This is a genomic window from Gaiella sp. (genome assembly GCF_057140465.1).
In genome coordinates this window covers 1-17390 of the sequence record NZ_DBNHWK010000060.1, presented here as the reverse complement: position 1 = coordinate 17390, position 17390 = coordinate 1, and the positions used below count along the sequence as shown (strand labels likewise).

Annotated in this window: 14 protein-coding genes, 1 rRNA gene and 1 pseudogene; 11 read left to right on the top strand and 5 right to left on the bottom strand. The window is 72.2% G+C overall.

All coding sequences use genetic code 11. The annotated features are described in order from the left end of the window. Nucleotides 1-519, bottom strand: a pseudogene (locus AC162C_RS08280) (hypothetical protein); the annotation flags it as partial. A gap of 156 nt (nucleotides 520-675) precedes the next feature. Here AC162C_RS08280 and AC162C_RS08275 point away from each other — a divergent pair. The 6 genes from AC162C_RS08275 to AC162C_RS08250 all read left to right on the top strand — a co-directional run bounded on the left by AC162C_RS08275 (nucleotide 676) and on the right by AC162C_RS08250 (nucleotide 7835). Next, a complete protein-coding gene (locus AC162C_RS08275; RefSeq protein ID WP_484097137.1) occupies nucleotides 676-3141 on the top strand; it encodes a penicillin acylase family protein in 2466 nt (821 codons plus the stop codon). 62 nt (nucleotides 3142-3203) lie between these two features. Continuing rightward, nucleotides 3204-4355, top strand: a complete 1152-nt coding sequence (locus AC162C_RS08270; protein WP_484097136.1) for a pyridoxal-phosphate-dependent aminotransferase family protein — start codon at nucleotides 3204-3206, stop codon at nucleotides 4353-4355. A 2-nt stretch (nucleotides 4356-4357) separates the two neighbouring features. Then, nucleotides 4358-5923 (top strand): phosphoglycerate dehydrogenase, encoded by a 1566-nt coding sequence (gene serA / locus AC162C_RS08265; protein WP_484097135.1) that lies wholly within the window; start codon nucleotides 4358-4360, stop codon nucleotides 5921-5923. Then, nucleotides 5920-6387, top strand: coding sequence for a methyltransferase family protein (locus tag AC162C_RS08260; RefSeq protein WP_484097134.1), 468 nt, complete (start codon nucleotides 5920-5922; stop codon nucleotides 6385-6387). Before serA ends, AC162C_RS08260 begins: the two co-directional genes overlap by 4 nt. Nucleotides 6388-6389: 2 nt before the next feature. Then, nucleotides 6390-6869, top strand: coding sequence for an aminoacyl-tRNA deacylase (locus AC162C_RS08255; protein WP_484097133.1), 480 nt, complete (start codon nucleotides 6390-6392; stop codon nucleotides 6867-6869). 39 nt (nucleotides 6870-6908) lie between these two features. Continuing rightward, nucleotides 6909-7835, top strand: a complete 927-nt coding sequence (locus AC162C_RS08250) for a branched-chain amino acid transaminase (protein WP_484097132.1) — start codon at nucleotides 6909-6911, stop codon at nucleotides 7833-7835. A 7-nt stretch (nucleotides 7836-7842) separates the two neighbouring features. On the opposite strand, the gene AC162C_RS08245 is transcribed toward AC162C_RS08250, so the two are convergent. The 3 genes from AC162C_RS08245 to AC162C_RS08235 all read right to left on the bottom strand — a co-directional run bounded on the left by AC162C_RS08245 (nucleotide 7843) and on the right by AC162C_RS08235 (nucleotide 10980). Continuing rightward, a complete protein-coding gene (locus AC162C_RS08245; protein WP_484097131.1) occupies nucleotides 7843-8967 on the bottom strand; it encodes a DegT/DnrJ/EryC1/StrS family aminotransferase in 1125 nt (374 codons plus the stop codon). A gap of 11 nt (nucleotides 8968-8978) precedes the next feature. Then, complete coding sequence (locus AC162C_RS08240) at nucleotides 8979-10451, bottom strand: MFS transporter (RefSeq protein ID WP_484097130.1); 1473 nt, start codon at nucleotides 10449-10451, stop codon at nucleotides 8979-8981. 61 nt (nucleotides 10452-10512) lie between these two features. Continuing rightward, complete coding sequence (locus AC162C_RS08235) at nucleotides 10513-10980, bottom strand: DUF427 domain-containing protein (RefSeq protein ID WP_484097129.1); 468 nt, start codon at nucleotides 10978-10980, stop codon at nucleotides 10513-10515. Between the two features lie 57 nt (nucleotides 10981-11037). On the opposite strand from AC162C_RS08235, the gene AC162C_RS08230 reads away from it, so the two are divergent. Together AC162C_RS08230 and AC162C_RS08225 are read left to right on the top strand one after the other, a co-directional pair. Further along, nucleotides 11038-11319, top strand: coding sequence for a hypothetical protein (locus AC162C_RS08230; protein WP_484097128.1), 282 nt, complete (start codon nucleotides 11038-11040; stop codon nucleotides 11317-11319). Beyond that, nucleotides 11316-11879, top strand: coding sequence for a DNA-3-methyladenine glycosylase (locus AC162C_RS08225; RefSeq protein WP_484097127.1), 564 nt, complete (start codon nucleotides 11316-11318; stop codon nucleotides 11877-11879). Before AC162C_RS08230 ends, AC162C_RS08225 begins: the two co-directional genes overlap by 4 nt. On the opposite strand, the gene AC162C_RS08220 is transcribed toward AC162C_RS08225, so the two are convergent. After that, the gene (locus AC162C_RS08220) at nucleotides 11836-14208 is read right to left on the bottom strand and encodes a PBP1A family penicillin-binding protein (RefSeq protein WP_484097126.1); all 2373 of its coding nucleotides are present in this window, start codon (nucleotides 14206-14208) and stop codon (nucleotides 11836-11838) included. The genes AC162C_RS08225 and AC162C_RS08220 overlap by 44 nt on opposite strands. A 206-nt stretch (nucleotides 14209-14414) precedes the next feature. On the opposite strand from AC162C_RS08220, the gene AC162C_RS08215 reads away from it, so the two are divergent. The 3 genes from AC162C_RS08215 to AC162C_RS08205 all read left to right on the top strand — a co-directional run. Further along, nucleotides 14415-15473: an alpha-hydroxy acid oxidase gene (locus AC162C_RS08215; protein ID WP_484097125.1), complete on the top strand. Its 1059-nt coding sequence runs from the start codon at nucleotides 14415-14417 to the stop codon at nucleotides 15471-15473. A gap of 28 nt (nucleotides 15474-15501) precedes the next feature. Next, complete coding sequence (tyrS, locus tag AC162C_RS08210; RefSeq protein ID WP_484097124.1) at nucleotides 15502-16650, top strand: tyrosine--tRNA ligase; 1149 nt, start codon at nucleotides 15502-15504, stop codon at nucleotides 16648-16650. A gap of 376 nt (nucleotides 16651-17026) precedes the next feature. Further along, a 16S ribosomal RNA gene (locus AC162C_RS08205) occupies nucleotides 17027-17390 on the top strand; the annotation flags it as partial.

Sequence of the window (17390 nt, the reverse complement as noted above, 5' to 3'; positions counted from 1 at the left end):
GAGCGCGGCGGCCGCGATACCGCCGAGCACCAGCGCGTTGCCGAGCGGGCGCCGCCGGAGCGTCGCGACGGCGACACCGGCCGCCGCGAGCGTCCCGGCCGTGTTCGCGACGAGGGCGATCACCCGGACGGGGACGAGGGCGAGGTGATCCTGCGCATCCGGGACTGCCGCCCCCGAGACGGGGGTCGTCAACGGCTCCGCGAGCACGACCCCCGTCGCGAGGCCGGCGTACACGAGCGCGAGGGGCGCGATCCAGGCAGCGCCGACCCGGAGCAGCGAGCCTGCACCGAGCAGGGCCGCCGCGAGCAGGCCACCGAAGAGGTAGTAGACGCGGAACGAGTGGTCGTCCCACCCCGCGGCGGTGCCCCACGCGACGGCTGCCGCGGCCACCGAGAACGCGCCGAGCGCCGCCGCCCAGGCGAGGAGGCCCGGCTGCGGGCGCGCTCGGCGACGCTGCACCAGCTCGGCGGCGAGCCTGGCGGCGACGAGCGCCGCCGCAAAGGCGAGCAGGGCGTCCACGGCGCGAGAGCCTAGAGGCTGAGTGCCCGGGACGGTGCGGCTCGTCGTCTCGGGCGTCCGCCGCCCCGGGGGGATGCAGTGCCCGGGCCCGCCCTCGGCGAGGGGCGCCCGTCCCGGTACGCTTCTGCGATCACGCTCCCGAGAAGACTGTCGACCGTGCGCGCCCCCGTCTTCCTGCTCGCGTCCTGCTCCGTCGTCCTCGTCGCCGTCGCGGCCGCCGCCGGCGCTCCCGCCCCGCGCGATCATGCCGTGCAGTCGTGGAACATCCTTCCGCCCGGCCAGGCGGGAGGCGTCGCGTTCACGAGGAACTCGAGCGACCAGGCGAGGCTCTACGACGCGCTGACCCCGCTCCAGGATCGTGTCACGAACGGCACGATCTCGCGTCTCTTCAAGAGGCAGACGCTCGGGATCGGGCGCGAGAAGGTCGTCCGCGTCGAGCGGCCGCGCGCCGGCGTCGTCGTGCGTCGCGACCGGTTCGGGGTTCCGCACGTCGACGGGCGGCGCGACGTCGACGTCGCCTTCGGTGCCGGGTGGGTGACCGCCGAGGATCGTCAGCTGATCATGGAGCTGCTCCGCGGCCCGGGGCGAGTCGCTGCCCTCGACGTGCCCGGACTCGACGCGTTCTCGCTCGCGCTCTCGGGCAAGGCGTTCGTCCCGAGCCCGGAAGCGGAGGCGCGCCTCGCCGCACAGTTCCGGCTGCTCGAGCGGCAGGGAGCCGCCGGAAGGCGGATCGTGCGTCTGATCGACGCCTACGTGGCGGGCATCAACGCCTACTACCGCGCGGCGAAGCTGCCGATCGCACGCTGGACGCGCACGGACGTGGTCGGCGTCGCCGGTCTCATCGGGGCGGTGTTCGGATCGGGCGGAGGCGACGAGCTCCGTCGCACGAACTTCCTCGCCCTCCTCCAGCGGCGCCTCGGAGCCGACAACGGCCGCCGGGTCTGGGAGGACCTGCGGCTGCGCGACGACCCGGAGGCCCGTGTCGCCGTCCCCGGGGACTTCCCCTACGGCGTGCGTCCGACGAGCGAGCTGGGCAACGTCGTCGTCGACCCCGGGAGCTTCGTGCCCGCCGGCGAGCCGTCCGTACCGCCGTCCTCGCTCGCACCGCGGCGGCTGGGCATGTCGAACGCGCTCCTCGTCGGCAGGAGTCGCTCGGCCACCGGTCGCCCGCTGATGGTCGCCGGGCCGCAGGTGGGCTACTTCTACCCGGGCATCCTCCTGGAGCTCGACCTCCACGGTGGTGGGTTCGACGCGCGGGGTGTCGCCTTCCCGGGAATCTCGTTCGCGGTCCTGATCGGCCGGGGGCTCGACTACGCATGGACGGCGACCTCGGCCGGCTCCGACCTCGTCGACCAGTACGCGGAGACGCTCTGCGACGGCAGCGACGTCAAGTACGTGTACGCCGGCGAGTGCCGGGAGATGACGCGGTTCGAGGCGGGTGTGCTGAAGGGCGGCCCGGGCGCCCCGGACACGCCCGTCGTGTATCACGAGACGGTGCACGGGCCCGTGCTCGGCTACGCCACCGTCGAGGGAAGGAGAGTGGCGATCACCTCGCGGCGCTCGACGCGGGGACGGGAGCTGCTCGCCGCGCCCTTCTTCGTCGACCTCTCCACGAACGCCGTGCGCTCGGCCGCCGACTTCAAGCGGCTCGCCTCCCGCTTCGAGCTCGCCTTCAACTGGCACTACGTGGACAACAGGAGCATCGCCGCGGTCACCACGGGAAGGCTCCCGCTCCGGCCGTCGACCGTCGACCCCGGCCTCCTCGCGAAGGGAACCGGCCAGTACGAGTGGGTGGGGTTCGCGCCGCCGAGTGCGCACCCGCAGGCGGTGAACCCGCGCACCGGCCTCATCCTCAACTGGAACAACAAGCCGGCGCGGTCGTTTGCCGCGTCGGACTCCGAGTGGTCGTACGGCAGCGTGCAACGCGTCGACCTCCTCTGGAGCACCGTCCTCCAGCGGCGTAGGCACACGCTCGCGACGCTCACGGGAGCGATGAACGCGGCGGCGACGACCGACCTCAGGGTCGCCCGGGTGTGGCCGGTGATCCGAGAGGTGCTGCAGCGAAGAGCCCCACCGAGCACGCGGGCCGCGACGGCTGCGGGGCTCGTCGACGAGTGGCGCGCGCTCGGCGGAAGCAGGCTCGATGCCGACGGCGACGGCTTCGTCGACGCGGGTGGGGCGGCGGTGCTCGACGCCGCGTGGAACCGCCTTGCCGACGCCGCGCTCTCCCCGGTGCTGGGACCGCTCGTCGACGAGCTCGCAGGGATCGTCCCGCGCGACGAGCCCGCCGCCGGCTCCAACGGCTCCGCCTTCCTCTCCGGCTGGTACTCCTACCTCGACAAGGACCTCCGGGCGCTGCTCGGGCGCGAGGTGTCGGCCGGGTTCGAGACGCGCTTCTGCGGCAACGGGAACGTCGCCCGGTGCGCGGCGTCGCTGTGGGCGGCGATCGACGCAGCAGCGTCGGAGCTCGCGTCCGCCCAGGGGGACGATCCGACGACGTGGCGGGCGAGCGCGAACGCCGAGCGCATCCGCCTCCTACCGGGCATCAACCCGCTCACGATGCGGTGGACGAACCGCCCGACGTTCCAGCAGCTGATCTCGTTCGCAACCCGCCGTCCGTAGCGCCGCGTCGTCGCCGCATGCCTCCGGGCGGGACCGCCGGACGCCGCAGGTACGCTGGCGCCATGTCGCGCAAGCGGTACCTCCTGACGCCGGGACCGACGCCGGTTCCCCCCGAGGTGCTCGCGGCGATGGCGGAGCCGGTGATCCACCACCGCTCACCCGATTTCAAGCGTGTCTTCGCCGAGACGAGGGCGAGGCTCCGCGAGGTCTTCAGGACGCGCAACGAGGTCCTCGTGTTCACCGCGTCCGGGACCGGCGCGTTCGAGTCCGCGATCGTCAACCTCCTGTCGCCGCAAGAGCGGGTGCTCGCGGTGTCCTGCGGCGAGTTCGGCGAGCGCTGGCGCTCGATGGCGACGGCGCTCGGCTGCGACGTCGTGCCCCTCGCCTACGCCTGGGGGGAGGCGCCGCTGCCCGGCGACGTCGAGCGCGCGCTCGCGGAGAGCGGCGCGTCCGTCGTCTTCCTCGTCCACTCGGAGACGTCGACCGGGGTCGTGTGCGACCTCGAGCCGCTGCTCGAGGTCTGCGGCACGGCCGGTGCGGTTTCGATCGTCGACGCCGTCTCCAGTCTCGGGGCAGTCCCGCTCGAGACAGACGCGTGGGGGGCGGACGTCGTCGTCACGGGCTCACAGAAGGCGCTGATGACGCCGCCCGGTCTGTCGTTCGTCTCCGTCTCCGACCGTGCGTGGGAGCGCGTCGGGCGGGCGACGCTGCCCCGCTTCTACTGGGACTGGGCGCGGGCCCGGGCCAAGCAGGAAGCCGACAACACCCCCTTCACCCCGGCGACGTCGACGCTGGTCGCGCTCAACGTCGCCCTCGGCCAGCTGCTCGACGAGGGGCTCGAGCACGCGTTCGCGCGACACGTCGCGCTCGGGCGCGCCTGCCGCGCCGGCATCAAGGCGATGGGGCTCGACCTCTACTCGCCGGACGACGACTCGGCCGCCGTCCTCACGGGGGCCCTGACGCCGGACGGCGTCGACGCGGTGGAGCTGCGGCTCGCCCTTCGCGACCGACACGGGATCACGATCGCCGGCGGTCACGGCGACCTCGTCGGCAGGCTCTTCCGGATCGGCCACATCGGCTACGTCGACATCTACGACATCGTCACGGCGCTCGCGGCGATCGAGGCACAACTCGCCGAGCTCGGGACCGGGCTCGAGCGGGGCGCCGCGGTCGCGGCGGCCACCGATGCCTTCGACGCCGCCGTCCGGGCCTGACCGTGCGCGTCCTCGTCCGGGAGCAGATCGCCGAGGCCGGGGTCGCGCTGCTCCGCGAGCGGTTCGACGTCGACGTCGACACCACGACCCCGCTCGAGGAGATCATCGACCGGTACGAGGCGATCATCGTCCGCTCGGCGACACGGCTCACGGCCGACCTGATCGACCGGGCCGCGCGCCTGAAGGTGATCGGGCGCGCCGGCGTGGGGATGGACAACGTCGACCTCGCCGCCGCCACACGCAGGGGGATCGTCGTCGCGAACGCGCCCGAGTCCACGGTCGTCTCCGCGGCCGAGCACACGATCGGCCTCGTCGCTGCGCTCGCCCGGAACATCCCGCAGGCCCACGCGTCGCTCAAGCAGCACCGCTGGGAGCGGTCGCGCTGGAGCGGGTTCGAGCTCGACGGCAAGACGCTCGCGATCATCGGGTTCGGGCGGATCGGGCAGCAGGTGGGGAGGCGCGCGCTCGGCCTCGGGATGCGCGTCGTCGCCTTCGACCCGTTCGTGGGGGACGAGCGGTTCCGCGACAGCGGCGTCGAACGCGTGGAGACCCTCGAGGACGCGCTCGCCGTCGGCGACATCGTCACCCTGCACTCGCCGCTCACGGACGAGACCCGCGGTCTGATCGGCCGCGAGGCGATCGCGTCGATGAAGGACGGGGCCCGGCTCGTGAACGTCGCCCGCGGCCCGCTCGTCGACGAGCAGGCGCTCGTCGAGGCGATCGAGAGCGGCAAGCTCGCGGGTGCGGCCCTCGACGTGTTTCCGGCCGAGCCGTACGACGGCCCGCTGCTCGAGCTCGACGGCGTGGTCGTGACGCCGCACCTCGCAGCGTCGACGGAGGAGGCGCAGGACCGGGCCGGGCTGATCATCGCGGAGCAGGTGTGCGCCGCACTCGAAGGTGGCGTCGTCTCGACCGCCGTCAACATCCCCGTTGTCGACCAGGCGGATCTCGAGGTGCTCGGCCCGTTCATCCCGCTCGCGCGCATGCTCGCCCGCGTCGGCGTCGAGCTCGCGGAGGGCTGGCCTACCCACATCGCCGTCGCAGCACACGGCCCGCTCTCGGAGTACGACACCCGCCTGCTCACGGTGGCCGCGCTCAACGGTGCGTTCGAGGGGCGTGTCGAACAGGTCGTGAACGTGGTCAATGCGCCCGTGCTCGCAGCCGAGCGCGGGATCGAGGTCGTCGAGGAGCGCTTCCGGGCCTCGCGCGACTACACGAACACCGTCGAGGTCCGCGTCGTCGGCGAGCGCGGCGAGGTCGACGTGTCGGGGACGACGATCGGCCCCGAGGGCCGGCTCTTCCTGGCGAGCGCGCTCGGCTTCGGGATCGACATCGAGCTGGGCGAGCACATGATCTTCATCGTCTACGACGACAGGCCCGGCGTGATCGGGCTCGTCGGCGGCCTGTGCGGGGAGGACGGCGTGAACATCGCGAACATGGCGGTGTCGCGGTCGAAGGCGCACGGCAAGGCGCTGATGGTGTTCTCCGTCGACACGCCCGCGACGCCGGAGCTGGAGGCACATCTCGGTGGCGCCGGCTTCGACGACGTGCGCTTCATCGACCTGTGACCGGCAGCCCCGGTCGCGGCGGCGCGTGGGTCGTCGCACAGTTCGCGCTGATGGCCGTGCTCGTCGTCGTGCTCGTGGTCGGGCCGCGGTGGCCGGGGGCGGCGCGCACGGGGCTCGCCGTCGCGGGCGTCGCGCTCGCCGTCGCCGGGGCCGCGGTCGCCGGCTGGGCGGGCCGCGTGCTCGGTCGAGCGCTCACGCCCTTCCCGCGTCCCGTGCCGGGCGGCTCGCTCGTCGAAGCGGGCCCGTTCCGGCTCGTCCGCCACCCGATCTACACGGGAGGAGCGCTGTTCTTCGCAGGCCTGTCGCTCGTCGCGGGCCCTGCGGCGCTGGGGATCACGGGCCTGCTGGTCGTGCTGTGGGCGTTCAAGGCCCGCCTCGAGGAGCGGCACCTCGTCTCCCGGTACGCCGGCTATGCGCGCTACGCGGAGCGCGTCCGCTACCGCTTCGTGCCGGGGGTGTACTGATCGTGACCGCAGGCGCCTGGCCGCCGCCGGTCGAGCGCGTGGCCGTGTACCTCCGCTCCGCCGGGGCCGAGGCACGGATCGAGGAGTTCCGGGTCGGGACGCCGACGGCGCAGGCTGCGGCGGACGCGATCGGCTGCGCGCTCGGCCAGATCGTGAAGTCTCTCGTCGTCGTCTGCGACGGCGTGCCGGCCGTCGTGCTCGTGCCGGGGGATCGTCGCGGCGACCTCGTCAAGGCGGCCCGCGCGCTCGGTGGGCGACACGCGCGGGTGGCGAGAGCGGACGAGGTCGAACCGGCCACCGGCTTCGCCCCCGGCGCCGTCGCGCCGTTCCCGCTCCCGCATCGCGTCCTCTGCGAGCGGTCCCTGCTGCGCAACGCGTTCGTCTGGTGCGGAGCAGGCTCCGATCGGCACATGGTGGGGCTCGCCCCGGTCGAGCTGCTGCGGCTGTCGCGAGCCGAGCTCGCGGATCTCGCGCGCGAGTAGTCTTTCGGCAATCGAACGCGACCGGAGGGAGCACGACGCATGGAGGCCACCGACAAGATCTGGATGAACGGCGAGCTCGTCGACTGGGACGACGCCAAGATCCACGTCGGCGTGCACGGGCTCCACTACGGCAGCGGCGTGTTCGAGGGGATCCGCTGCTACGAGACGCCGGAGGGGCCGGCCGTGTTCCGGCTCGCCGAGCACCTGCAGCGGCTGCACGACTCCGCGCGACTCCTCTACATGGACATCCCGCACTCGGTCGACGAGATGCGCCGGGCGACGCACGAGCTGATCCGGGCGAACGGCCTCCCCGCCTGCTACCTGCGCCCGATCGCGTTCTTCGGGTACGGCTCGCTCGGCGTGCACACGCGCGGCAACCCGGTCGAGACGGTGATCATGAGCTGGCCATGGGGCGCGTACCTGGGCGAGGAAGGCCTGAAGAAGGGCATCACCGCGAAGGTCTCCTCGTGGAAGCGGGTCGGTCCGAACGTGATCCCGCACGTCGCCAAGGCCACGGGCATCTACCTGAACTCGATGCTCGCGACGACCGAGGCGCAGCGTGCCGGCTACGACGAGGCGATCATGCTCACCGACGCGGGCACCGTCGCGGACGGCCCGGGCGAGAACATCTTCGTCGTGAAGAGCGGTCGCATCATGACGCCCCCGCTCTCGACCTCGATCCTCCCCGGCATCACGCGCGACTCGGTGATGCAGATCGCGCACGACCTCGGGTACGTCGTCGAGGAGGTCGATCTCATCCGCACCGACCTGACCCTCGCCGACGAGGTCTTCATGACGGGAACCGCCGCAGAGGTGACACCGGTGCGTGCCGTCGACGACGTGGAGATCGGCGTCGGGCCGGTCACGCTGGAGCTCCAGGAGCACTACCTCGACACGGTCAACGGACGCTCCGACCGGTGGAGCCACTGGCTGGACGTCGTCGAGGTCGCGCAGCCGAGCGCGTGACGGCCGACTAGCGGCCCGCGGCCGCCAGCATCACGGAGACGATCCGCTCCTGGTCGGCGGGGGTGAGGGCCGACCCGCTCGGCAGGCAGAGGCCGTCGCGGAACAGCGCCGCAGACCGGTCGCCGCCGACCACGTCCCTCCCCGCGAACACCGGTTGCAGGTGCATCGGCTTCCAGACGGGACGGGCCTCGATGTCCTCGGCCTCGAGGGCGAGGCGAACCGCCTCGCGGTCGGCCCCGAACGCGCCCGGGTCGACGGTGATGCACGTCAACCAGTGGTTGCCCACGCCGTAGGCGGCGTCCGGCATGAAGGTGATCCCCGGCTCGTCCGCGAGCAGCGACCGGTAGCGCGCGTTGATCGCCCGGCGGGCCTCGACCCGCGCGGGGAGCACCTCGAGCTGCGCGCGACCGAGCGCCGCGAGCACGTTGGAGAGCCGGTAGTTGAAGCCGATCTCCTCGTGCTCGTAGTGCGGGGCCGGCTCTCGCGCCTGCGTCGAGAGCTTCCGCGCGTGGGTGATCCAGTCCTCGCGGGCGGACGCGAGCGCGCCGCCGCCGCTCGTCGTCACGATCTTGTTGCCGTTGAACGAGAAGGCGGCGATGTCGCCCTGGCTCCCGGCCGGGGCGCCGCGGTAGTCGGCGCCGAGCGACTCGGCCGCGTCCTGGACGAGGACGACGTCGTGGCGGGCGCACACCGCGCGCAGCGCGTCGTAGTCGCAGCACTGCCCGTAGAGGTCGACGGCGACGACGGCGCGGACCCGCGCCCCGGCCGCCCGGCGCGCCGTGAGAGCCTCGTCGAGGAGGCCCGGGTCGATCGTCCACGTCTCGTCGCAGTCGACGAAGACCGGAGAGGCGCCCGTGTAGACGATCGCGTTGGCGCTCGCGGCGAAGGTGAGATCCGAGCAGGCGACCTCGTCGCCGGGCCCGATCCCGAGCACGGTCAGCGCGAGGTGGAGGGCGGCCGTGCCGCTCGAGAGGGCGAGCACGTGCCCGGTGCCGGTGGCCAGCGCCAGCTCCCGCTCGAACGCGTCGACGTGCGGCCCGAGCGGGGCGAGCCAGTTCGAGGCGATCGCGTCGGCGACGAGGTCGAGCTCGCGGCCGGAGGCGTGCGGCGGGGAGAGGTAGATGCGGGTCAACGAGCGCGAGCCTAGACGACGGGCCGGTCTCCGGAGCGGGACGCGCCCGCATCGTCCGCCTCCGGGCCCCGGCCCTCGGCGAGGACGTCGTCGGGCAGGTTGTAGCGTCGGAACGACAGCCAGGCGAGCAGGACGAGCACTCCGGCGACCGGCCCGACGAGGCGGATCCCGGTCTGATCCTGGTTCGTGCTCCCGAGGAGCAGGAGCAGCGACAGGAGGAGCGGGGTGAACGCCGACGTCGTCTTCTCGACGAAGTTCTGGGCGCCGAAGTAGGTCGCCTCGCGGCGCATCCCGGTGCGGAGGCTGTCGTCGTCGACGATGTCGGCGGTCAATGGTGCGGGGAAGAGGTAGTTGCCGGAGATCGGCAAGCCCACGAGGAGCATCACGAAGAGGATCTGGAGCCACCCCGGCACGACCGGGAACACGCCGGCGACGGCGATCAGCGGGAAGAGGATCGCGGCCGCAAGCATCGAGACGCGGTACGCGTGGCGCTTGGAGGTACGGTGGCCGTATCGCTTCGCGATCGGGATCATCGCCGCGGCCGAGACGAACGCGGCCCCTGTGAGCAGCGACACCCACCGGCCGACCGGGAGCCCCGGCTGGCCGTCGCCGGCGAACTTCTCCGACAGCGCGCCCGGGATCTCCTGGAAGAGATCCGGCACCTCGACGACGCCGAGGATCGCGCGCGCGTAGAAGGGGAGCAGCCCCGTGAGCATCTGGAACGCGAGCTGGAAGAGGGCGAACGTCGGCAGGAACGCGAGGAACGAGGGGTTCCGGAACGTCGTGCGCAGGGCGTCCCCGAGTGAGATGTCGGCCGGCGGCACGGTGCGACTCGCGTGATTCCAGATGCCCGCGACCCCGGCGTACCGCAGCGTGAGCGCGACCACGGCGAACACGGCGGCCATCGCCGCGAAGCCGAACTCGTCCTTGAGAATGCCGCTCGCGATCAGTCCGAAGCCGGCTCCGGCCGCTCCGAAGTACACCTTCATCCCGGTGATCGAGACGCGGTCGTCGCTCGTCTTCGCGATCTCGGGGAGGAGCGCTTCGTACGGGCCGCCGGAGATCGTCGACGACACGAAGTAGAGCTCGAGCATGATGAAGAGGTAGGCGCCCGCGGCAGCGGCGCTCGACGTCGGCGGCGTGAACAGGAGCACCGAGAACAGGGCGAGGAACGGCGTCGCGGCGAGGATGAAGGGGAGCCTGCGTCCGAGGCGCGAGCGTGTCCGGTCGCTCCAGTACCCGACGAGCCCGTCGTCGACCGTCTCGATCAGGCGGGCGACCGTGATGATCGCGCCGACGGCGACGGGGGAGAGCACATCCGTCGCCTCGGAGTAGAAGAAGAGGAGCCAGAGCCCGCGGCTCTGCGTGAGCGCCTCGCCTCCGAAGCTCGAGCACGCGTACAGCGCCTTCGCGCGACGGGGGAGGACGCGAGCCGAGCCGTTCCCGACGGGCAGCTCGCGCGAGGAGTGCGACGCGTTGCCCACGTGTCGAACGTATCCTCGGCCCTGCCGGCCGTCATCCGCGATCGCACGGATTCGGTTGCGGCTACCAGCCGACGGTTCCCGGGCCGCCCTTGAAGGGCCCGAGGACGTCCGAGGTGATCCAGCCGCCGTAGAACCGCCCGGGCTGCGGCGTCGCCCGTTCGTCGTCGACCCAGCACTCGTCCATCAGTGCCGGGTAGAAGGCGACGGCGTCGCGGATCGCCTCGAACCCATGGGCCGGCGACGGATAGGTCCACGCGCCTCGCCGGACGCGCCGACCTGCGGCGATCACGTCGAGGTAGGTCGCACGTCCCTTCCACTCGCAGAACGACTCGGGGCCGGCCGCCCGCTCGAGGGCGCCGGCCGCGACGTCCTCGCGCGGCACGTAGTAGACGGGCGGATGGCTCGTCTCGAGGACGCGGTGCGCGCGGGTCGTGTCGGCGATCGTCTGCCCGGCGAGCACGACGCGGATCCGGCGCTCGGCCGGCTCGACGCGCGGCGGCCGCGGGTAGTCCCACACCGACTCGGCCATGCCTCCATCGTGCCTGTCGACCGCTGCCGACGGCAGGGCACACGGCATACTCCGGGTGTGAGCACGACCGGCATGGTCTTCCTCGGCTTCGGGAAGTACGCGCGCGCGGATCGGATCTACGCGCTCGAGCCGATCATGGGCGAGGAGCGCGGCAACGGTCGACGGACGCTCGTCTGGGTGGAGGGCATCCCCGACCCGATCGTCGCCTCGCGGACGCAGGAGACGATCCTCGAGGAGATGGCGGAGGCCGCCGTCGTCCCGAGGGCGTCACGGCCGAGGCGTCCTGCGCTCCGCCACCCGCAGCTGTTCGGCGACGAGCCCGCGCACGACACGGTGTGACTCTCGGCGACGTCGTCGCGCGTTCGTCGCTCGACGCGGCGCCGCTGCTCCTCGGGTGGACGCTCCTCGTCGACGGTGTCGGAGGTCGGATCGTCGAGGTCGAGGCGTACACGGAGGGGGATCCGGCGAGCCATGCGTACGGCGGCCCGACGGCACGCAACGCCGCGATGTTCGGGCCACCGGGGCGTCTGTACGTCTACCGCTCCTACGGGATCCACTGGTGCGCGAACGTGGTCTGCGGCGCGGAGGGCGTCGGCGACGCCGTCCTCCTGCGCTCGCTCGAGCCGACGCACGGCCTCGGGACGATGGCGTCCCGTCGCGGCCTGGAGGAGCCGACACTGCTGTGCTCCGGCCCCGGCCGGCTCGCGGAGGCGCTCGGCATCACGGGCGCGGACGACGGTGCGGCGCTCGACCGGCCGCCGTTCGCGCTCGTCCCGCCGGCCGCGCCCCTCGCGTTCGACGCGACGCCGAGGATCGGCATCAGCCGTGCCGCCGACGCACCGTGGCGGTTCGTCGTCAGGGGCTCCCCGTGGCTGTCCCGCGGCCGACGACGAGCGTGACCTTCAGACGCGGGCCCGCAGCGACACCTGCGTTCGGGATCTGGCGGACGACCGTTCCCGCCAGGCCGGCCGCGTACGTGACCTTCGGCGAGATCCGGACGCGGCGAAGCTGCCGACGGGCGTCGAGCAGTGACGACCCGACGAGGTTCGGGAGGAGCCCGTAGCGAGGATCGGGGCGCGTCACCCACACCCGCACGTCGGAGCCCGACGACAGGAACGCCCCTGCCTTCGGCTGCTGCCGGACGACGAGGCCGGTCCGTCTCCCGACCGGTGCCGGGATCCCGATCACCTCGGTGCGGAGCGGCTTCTGGGCGAGGCGCTCGCGCGCCTCGCCCACGGTCATCCCGGTGAGCGGAGGCACCGTCACCTCGTCCGCGTAGCAGGTCGCCTGCTGCTCCGGAAGGTGGTCGGAGAAGAAGGCGACGACGCGCGTGTTCGGGCAGTAGCCGTTGTCGAGCTTCCATCCGCCCCGGTCGACGATGCGGGCGCTCCGCGCGCCGAGGTACGGCGGCGAGGTGAACTGCTCGGGCTGCTCGTCGTCCACCCGGAGCGCGCCCGCCATGAACCGCTTCCAGACCTCGGCCGGCAGCGTGCCGCCGGTGACCGGTCGGCCACGGAACTCGGTCCGCATCGGGCGGAGCTCGTTCGGGTAGCCGACCCAGACGGCGGTCACGAGCTGCGGCGTGTAGCCCACGAACCACGCGTCGCCGTAGTTGTCCGTCGTGCCCGTCTTGCCCGCCGCGGGGCGGTCGCCGAGCGCCGCTCGCGTCCCCGTCCCCGACCGGACGACGTCCTCGAGGATCGAAGTCAGGAGCTCGGCTTGCCCCTCGTCGAGCACGCGCACGGGCTCCGGGAGGTTCGGCCGGAGCTTCCCCGACGTGCGCGTGGAGACGGACTCGACCACGCGCGGCTTGTCACCGGTGAGCGAGCCGTCCAGGCGGACGCCGCTGTTGGCGATCGTCGCGTACGCCCGCGCCATGTCGAGGGGGTTGACCGCGACCGCGCCGAGGCCGAGCGAGAAGTACGCCGGCAGGTCGGACTCGATTCCGAGCCGGTGTGCGGTGTCGACGATCGCCCTCGGCCCGACGAGCTTCGTCAGCTGCGCGTAGACGGAGTTGTCGGAGGACACCATCGCGCGGGCGAGGTCGACACGCCCGAGGTAGCTGTCCTCGTAGTTCGTCACCCGCCACACGCGGTCGCCGGCGTCGATCGCGACCGGCTTCGACTCGAACGTCGTGGCGGGCGAGACTCCGCGGCGGAACGCGCTCGCGAGCACGATCGGCTTGAACGAGGAGCCGGGCTGCCGCTCCGCCTGGGTCGCGAGGTTGAACTGGCTCTTGCGGAAGTTCGTGCCCCCGAACATCGCCCGCACCGCACCGTTGCGCGGGTCGATCGCCACGAGCGCCGCCGTCGGCCCGTCGGGATCGTCGAGGACGGCGCTGATCGCCTTGCGCGCCTGCTCCTGGAGCCTGAGGTCGATCGTGGTCGTCACGGCGAGGCCGCCGCCGAACACCCGCTTCGCGCCGAGACGTTCCACGAGCTGGTCGGTGACGTAGTTGACGAAGTAGGGCGCCGGGCCGCGCGTCCCGGGGAGCCGCACGTCCTCCGGGCGCGGGAGGGCGGCGCTGCGCGCGCGCCACGCCTGTGCCTCGTCGATCTTGCCCTGCTCGACCAGCTTCTCGAGCACGAAGCGTCGCCGGGCCTTCGCGGCCGCCGGGTGCTGCACCGGATCGAAGCGCGACGGATCGGCAGGGATCCCGGCGAGCAGGGCGGCCTCGGTCAGGGTGAGCGACCTCGCGCCCTTGCCGAAGTAGGTGCGCGCCGCCTGCTGGATCCCGTAGGCGCCGTTTCCGAAGTAGATGGTGTTGAGGTACGCGGTGAGGATGCGCTCCTTGGACCAGCGCTGCTCCAGCTGCCACGCGAGCGCCGCCTCCCGCACCTTCCGCGCGACGGTCTGCTCGTTGCGGATGTAGGCGTTCTTGACGAACTGCTGCGTGATGGTCGAGCCGCCCTCGATCACGCCCTGGCTGCGGATGTCCTGCCAGAGGGCACGCCCGATGCCGCGCAGGTCGACGCCCTTGTGCTCGTAGAAGCGCTTGTCCTCGACGGCGACGATCGCCTGCCGCATGATCGGCGCGATCTCCTCCGGCCCCACGACCACGCGGCTCTCGTCGCCGCGGAGCACGGCGAGGACCGACCGGCCGTTCGACGCGTAGAGCACGCTGTCCACCTCGTTCTGCCGCTTCGCGGGGTCGAGTTGAGGGATCTCGGAGGCGATCGCCGTCACGAGACCGAACGAGAACGCCGCACCTGCGAGGAGCACGAGCACCGCGATCAGTGCCAGCAGGCGCAGCTTCCGGATCCGACGCCGTCTCAGCGGCGTCTCACTGCGTCGTCGAAGCCGCGACGATCAGCAGTCTAGCCCTGTGCAGGGGATTCGTCCGTTCAGAGGGTGTTGCGCCGGAGCCGGTCGCCGGCGGCCTGCGCTGCCCGGCCGGACGCCACCCCGACGACGCGACGGCGTAGGCTGCCACGGTGGACACGACGCGTCTCACGCTCGCCGACCTGGAGCACGAGGCGGGGAAGCGGCTCGACCCGCCCTGGCGCGACTACTTCGCGGGCGGCTCGGGCCGCGAGCGGACGCTCCGCGAGAACGAGGAGGCATGGACGAGATGGCGCCCGCGCCAACGCGTCCTGGCGGGCATCCGCGAGGTCGACCTCGAGACGACGGTGCTCGGCCTCCCGCTGCGGACGCCGCTCGTCGTCGCGCCCGTCGCCTACCAGGGCAAGGCCCATCCGGACGGCGAGATCGCGATGGCGCGCGCCTGCGCCTCGGCCGGTGCCGCGTTCTGCCTGTCGACGTTCGCCCACGCGACACCGGCGCAGGTGACGGCCGCCGCCCCAGACGCCCTCCGCCTCTGGCAGGTCTACGTCTTCCGCGATCGGGGGATCACCCGCGAGCTCGTGACGCAGGCGGTCGACGCCGGCTTCGCCGCGGTCGTGCTCACGGTCGACCTCCCGGTGCTCGGCGCCCGCGATCGCGAGCGCCGGCACGACTGGCGCCTGCCCGAGCACGAGCTGCCCGCGATGCGCTTCGCACGCGAACGCGGCCTCGTCGGCGACGACGTCGAGGTGATCGATCCCTCCGTCGACTGGGCGTACCTCGAGGAGCTCTGCTCCACGCTCCCGGTGCCGGTCGTCGTGAAAGGGGTGCTCGAGGTCGAGGACGCCCAGCGGGCGGCCGAGCACGGCGCCTCGGGGATCGTCGTCTCGAACCACGGCGGACGGCAGCTCGACGGCGTCGCGCCGACGGCGGAGGTGCTCTCCGTGATCGCCGACGCCGTGAGCGATCGGCTCGACGTGCTCGTCGACTCCGGCATCCGCCGCGGTGTCGACGTCGCCGTGGCACTCGCACTCGGAGCGCGGGCCGTCCTCGTGGGCCGCGCGCCGCTGTGGGGGCTCGCCGTGGGCGGTGAGGACGGTGCCCGCGCGGTGCTCGAGCTGCTGCGCGACGAGCTCGGCACGGCGCTGCACCTGATGGGCGTCGCCTCGGCCGCCGCCGTGCCCCGTGAGACGGTGCAGCGCTGCGCGTGAAGGCGGGCACCGTAGAATCGGCTGCTCCATGGGCTCCGCGATCGATCTCCTCACCCGCCATGCCGTCGACGTCCTGCCCGAGGGGCTCCTGGCGGAGAAGCTCGCCAGGGGGAAGCCGCTCAGGGTCAAGCTCGGCATCGACCCGACCGCGCCCGACATCCACCTCGGGTTCGCGTTCGTCCTCGACCGGCTCGCGGCGTTCCAGCGCGAGGGGCACACCGTCGTGCTCATCGTCGGGGACTACACCGCCCGGATCGGCGACCCGTCCGGGCGCTCCAAGGAACGCCCCGTGCTTCCCGACGACGTGCTCGACGCGAACGCCGGGTCGTTCGCCGAGCAGGCGTTCCGCATCCTCGACCGTGAGCGCACGGAAGTCCGCTTCAACAGCGAGTGGCTCGGTGCGCTCACCTATGCCGAGGTCGTCCGCCTCACACGGACGCTGACGGTGGCACAGCTGCTCGAGCGCGACGACTTCTCGAAGCGGTTCCGCGCACACGAGCCGATCACGCTCTCCGAGCTTCTCTACCCCCTGATGCAGGCCTACGACTCGGTCGCCGTCGTCGCCGACGTCGAGATCGGCGGCACCGACCAGCTCTACAACCTGCTCGCCGGCCGGGACGTGATGCCGCAGTACGGCCTCGAGTCGCAGGTCGTGATGACGTACCCGTTGCTCGTCGGGCTCGACGGGCGCGAGAAGATGTCGAAGTCGCGCGGCAACTACGTGGGGATCACCGAGCCGGCGGAGGAGATGTTCGGGAAGGTGATGTCGATTCCCGACACGGCGCTCCCGCAGTGGTGGGAGATGGTCGTCGACGGGGGAGCGCACCCGGACGAGCCGATGGCATGGAAGCTCGAGCTGGCGCGGCGCGTCACCGCGAGATGGCACGGGGTCGAGGGCGCAGGGCGCGGCGAGGCCCACTTCACGCGCGTCGTGCGGGAGGGCGGGACGCCGGACGAGATCGACGAGGCCGCACTGCCGGACGGCGACCCGGTGCACCTGCCCGCGGTGATCGCCGGCGCGTTCGGCCTCTCGACGAGCGACGCGCGCCGCATGATCGGGCAAGGAGGGGTCAGGATCGACGGCGCGACGGCGTCCGATCTCGACCTCCCGCGCGACCGCCTCGACGGCGCGGTGCTGCAGGTGGGCAAGCGGCGCTTCGCCCGCCTGCGCGGCTGATCGCCGCCGTTTGACGACCGATCGGGCTCTGCTACACTCCCTGGGCCGCCCGTGAGGGGGCACGAGAACCCTGTCAACTCGACACTGGAGCGCCTTCGAGCGAATCGGATACGACCTCGTATCGATCACCCGGAGGCCTTCGGCGCGAGTCGAAGGCTTTTTGTTGCCCCACCCACACGGCCCCGGTCTTTGAAAACTCAACAGCGTGCGTTTACGTCGAGCCCTCGCGTGCGCAACGGCGTGCACCGGCCTGCCGGTTGCGTCGGCGTGTGCGTGAGGCAACAAAAACCCGTCACCCCTCTCTCGGGAGGGGAGACACCTTTTGAGCACAAGCTCGAAGGGAGATGAGATTGCCGGCGTGTCCGGCAACCACTTCTTCACGGAGAGTTTGATCCTGGCTCAGGACGAACGCTGGCGGCGCGCTTAACACATGCAAGTCGAGCGAGAACCAGGGCTTCGGCCCTGGGGACAGCGGCGAACGGGTGAGTAACACGTGAGTAACCTGCCCTCGGCACCGGAATAGCCCGGGGAAACCCGGATTAATGCCGGATGGCCCCTCTGCCCTGCGGGGCGGCGGGAAAAGGTAGCTTCGGCCTCCGGCCGAGGATGGGCTCGCGGCGGATTAGCTTGTTGGTGGGGTAACGGCTCACCAAGGCGACGATCCGTAGCTGGTCTGAGAGGACGATCAGCCACACTGGGACTGAGACACGGCCCAGACTCCTACGGGAGGCAGCAGTGGG

Bases quoted from the DNA above. Each gene is read 5' to 3' on its own strand.
- AC162C_RS08270 (WP_484097136.1), top strand. From the start codon at position 3,204: ATGTCGCGCAAGCGGTACCTCCTGACGCCGGGACCGACGCCGGTTCCC.
- AC162C_RS08250 (WP_484097132.1), top strand. From the start codon at position 6,909: ATGGAGGCCACCGACAAGATCTGGATGAACGGCGAGCTCGTCGACTGG.
- AC162C_RS08235 (WP_484097129.1), bottom strand. From the start codon at position 10,980: ATGGCCGAGTCGGTGTGGGACTACCCGCGGCCGCCGCGCGTCGAGCCG.
- tyrS (WP_484097124.1), top strand. From the start codon at position 15,502: ATGGGCTCCGCGATCGATCTCCTCACCCGCCATGCCGTCGACGTCCTG.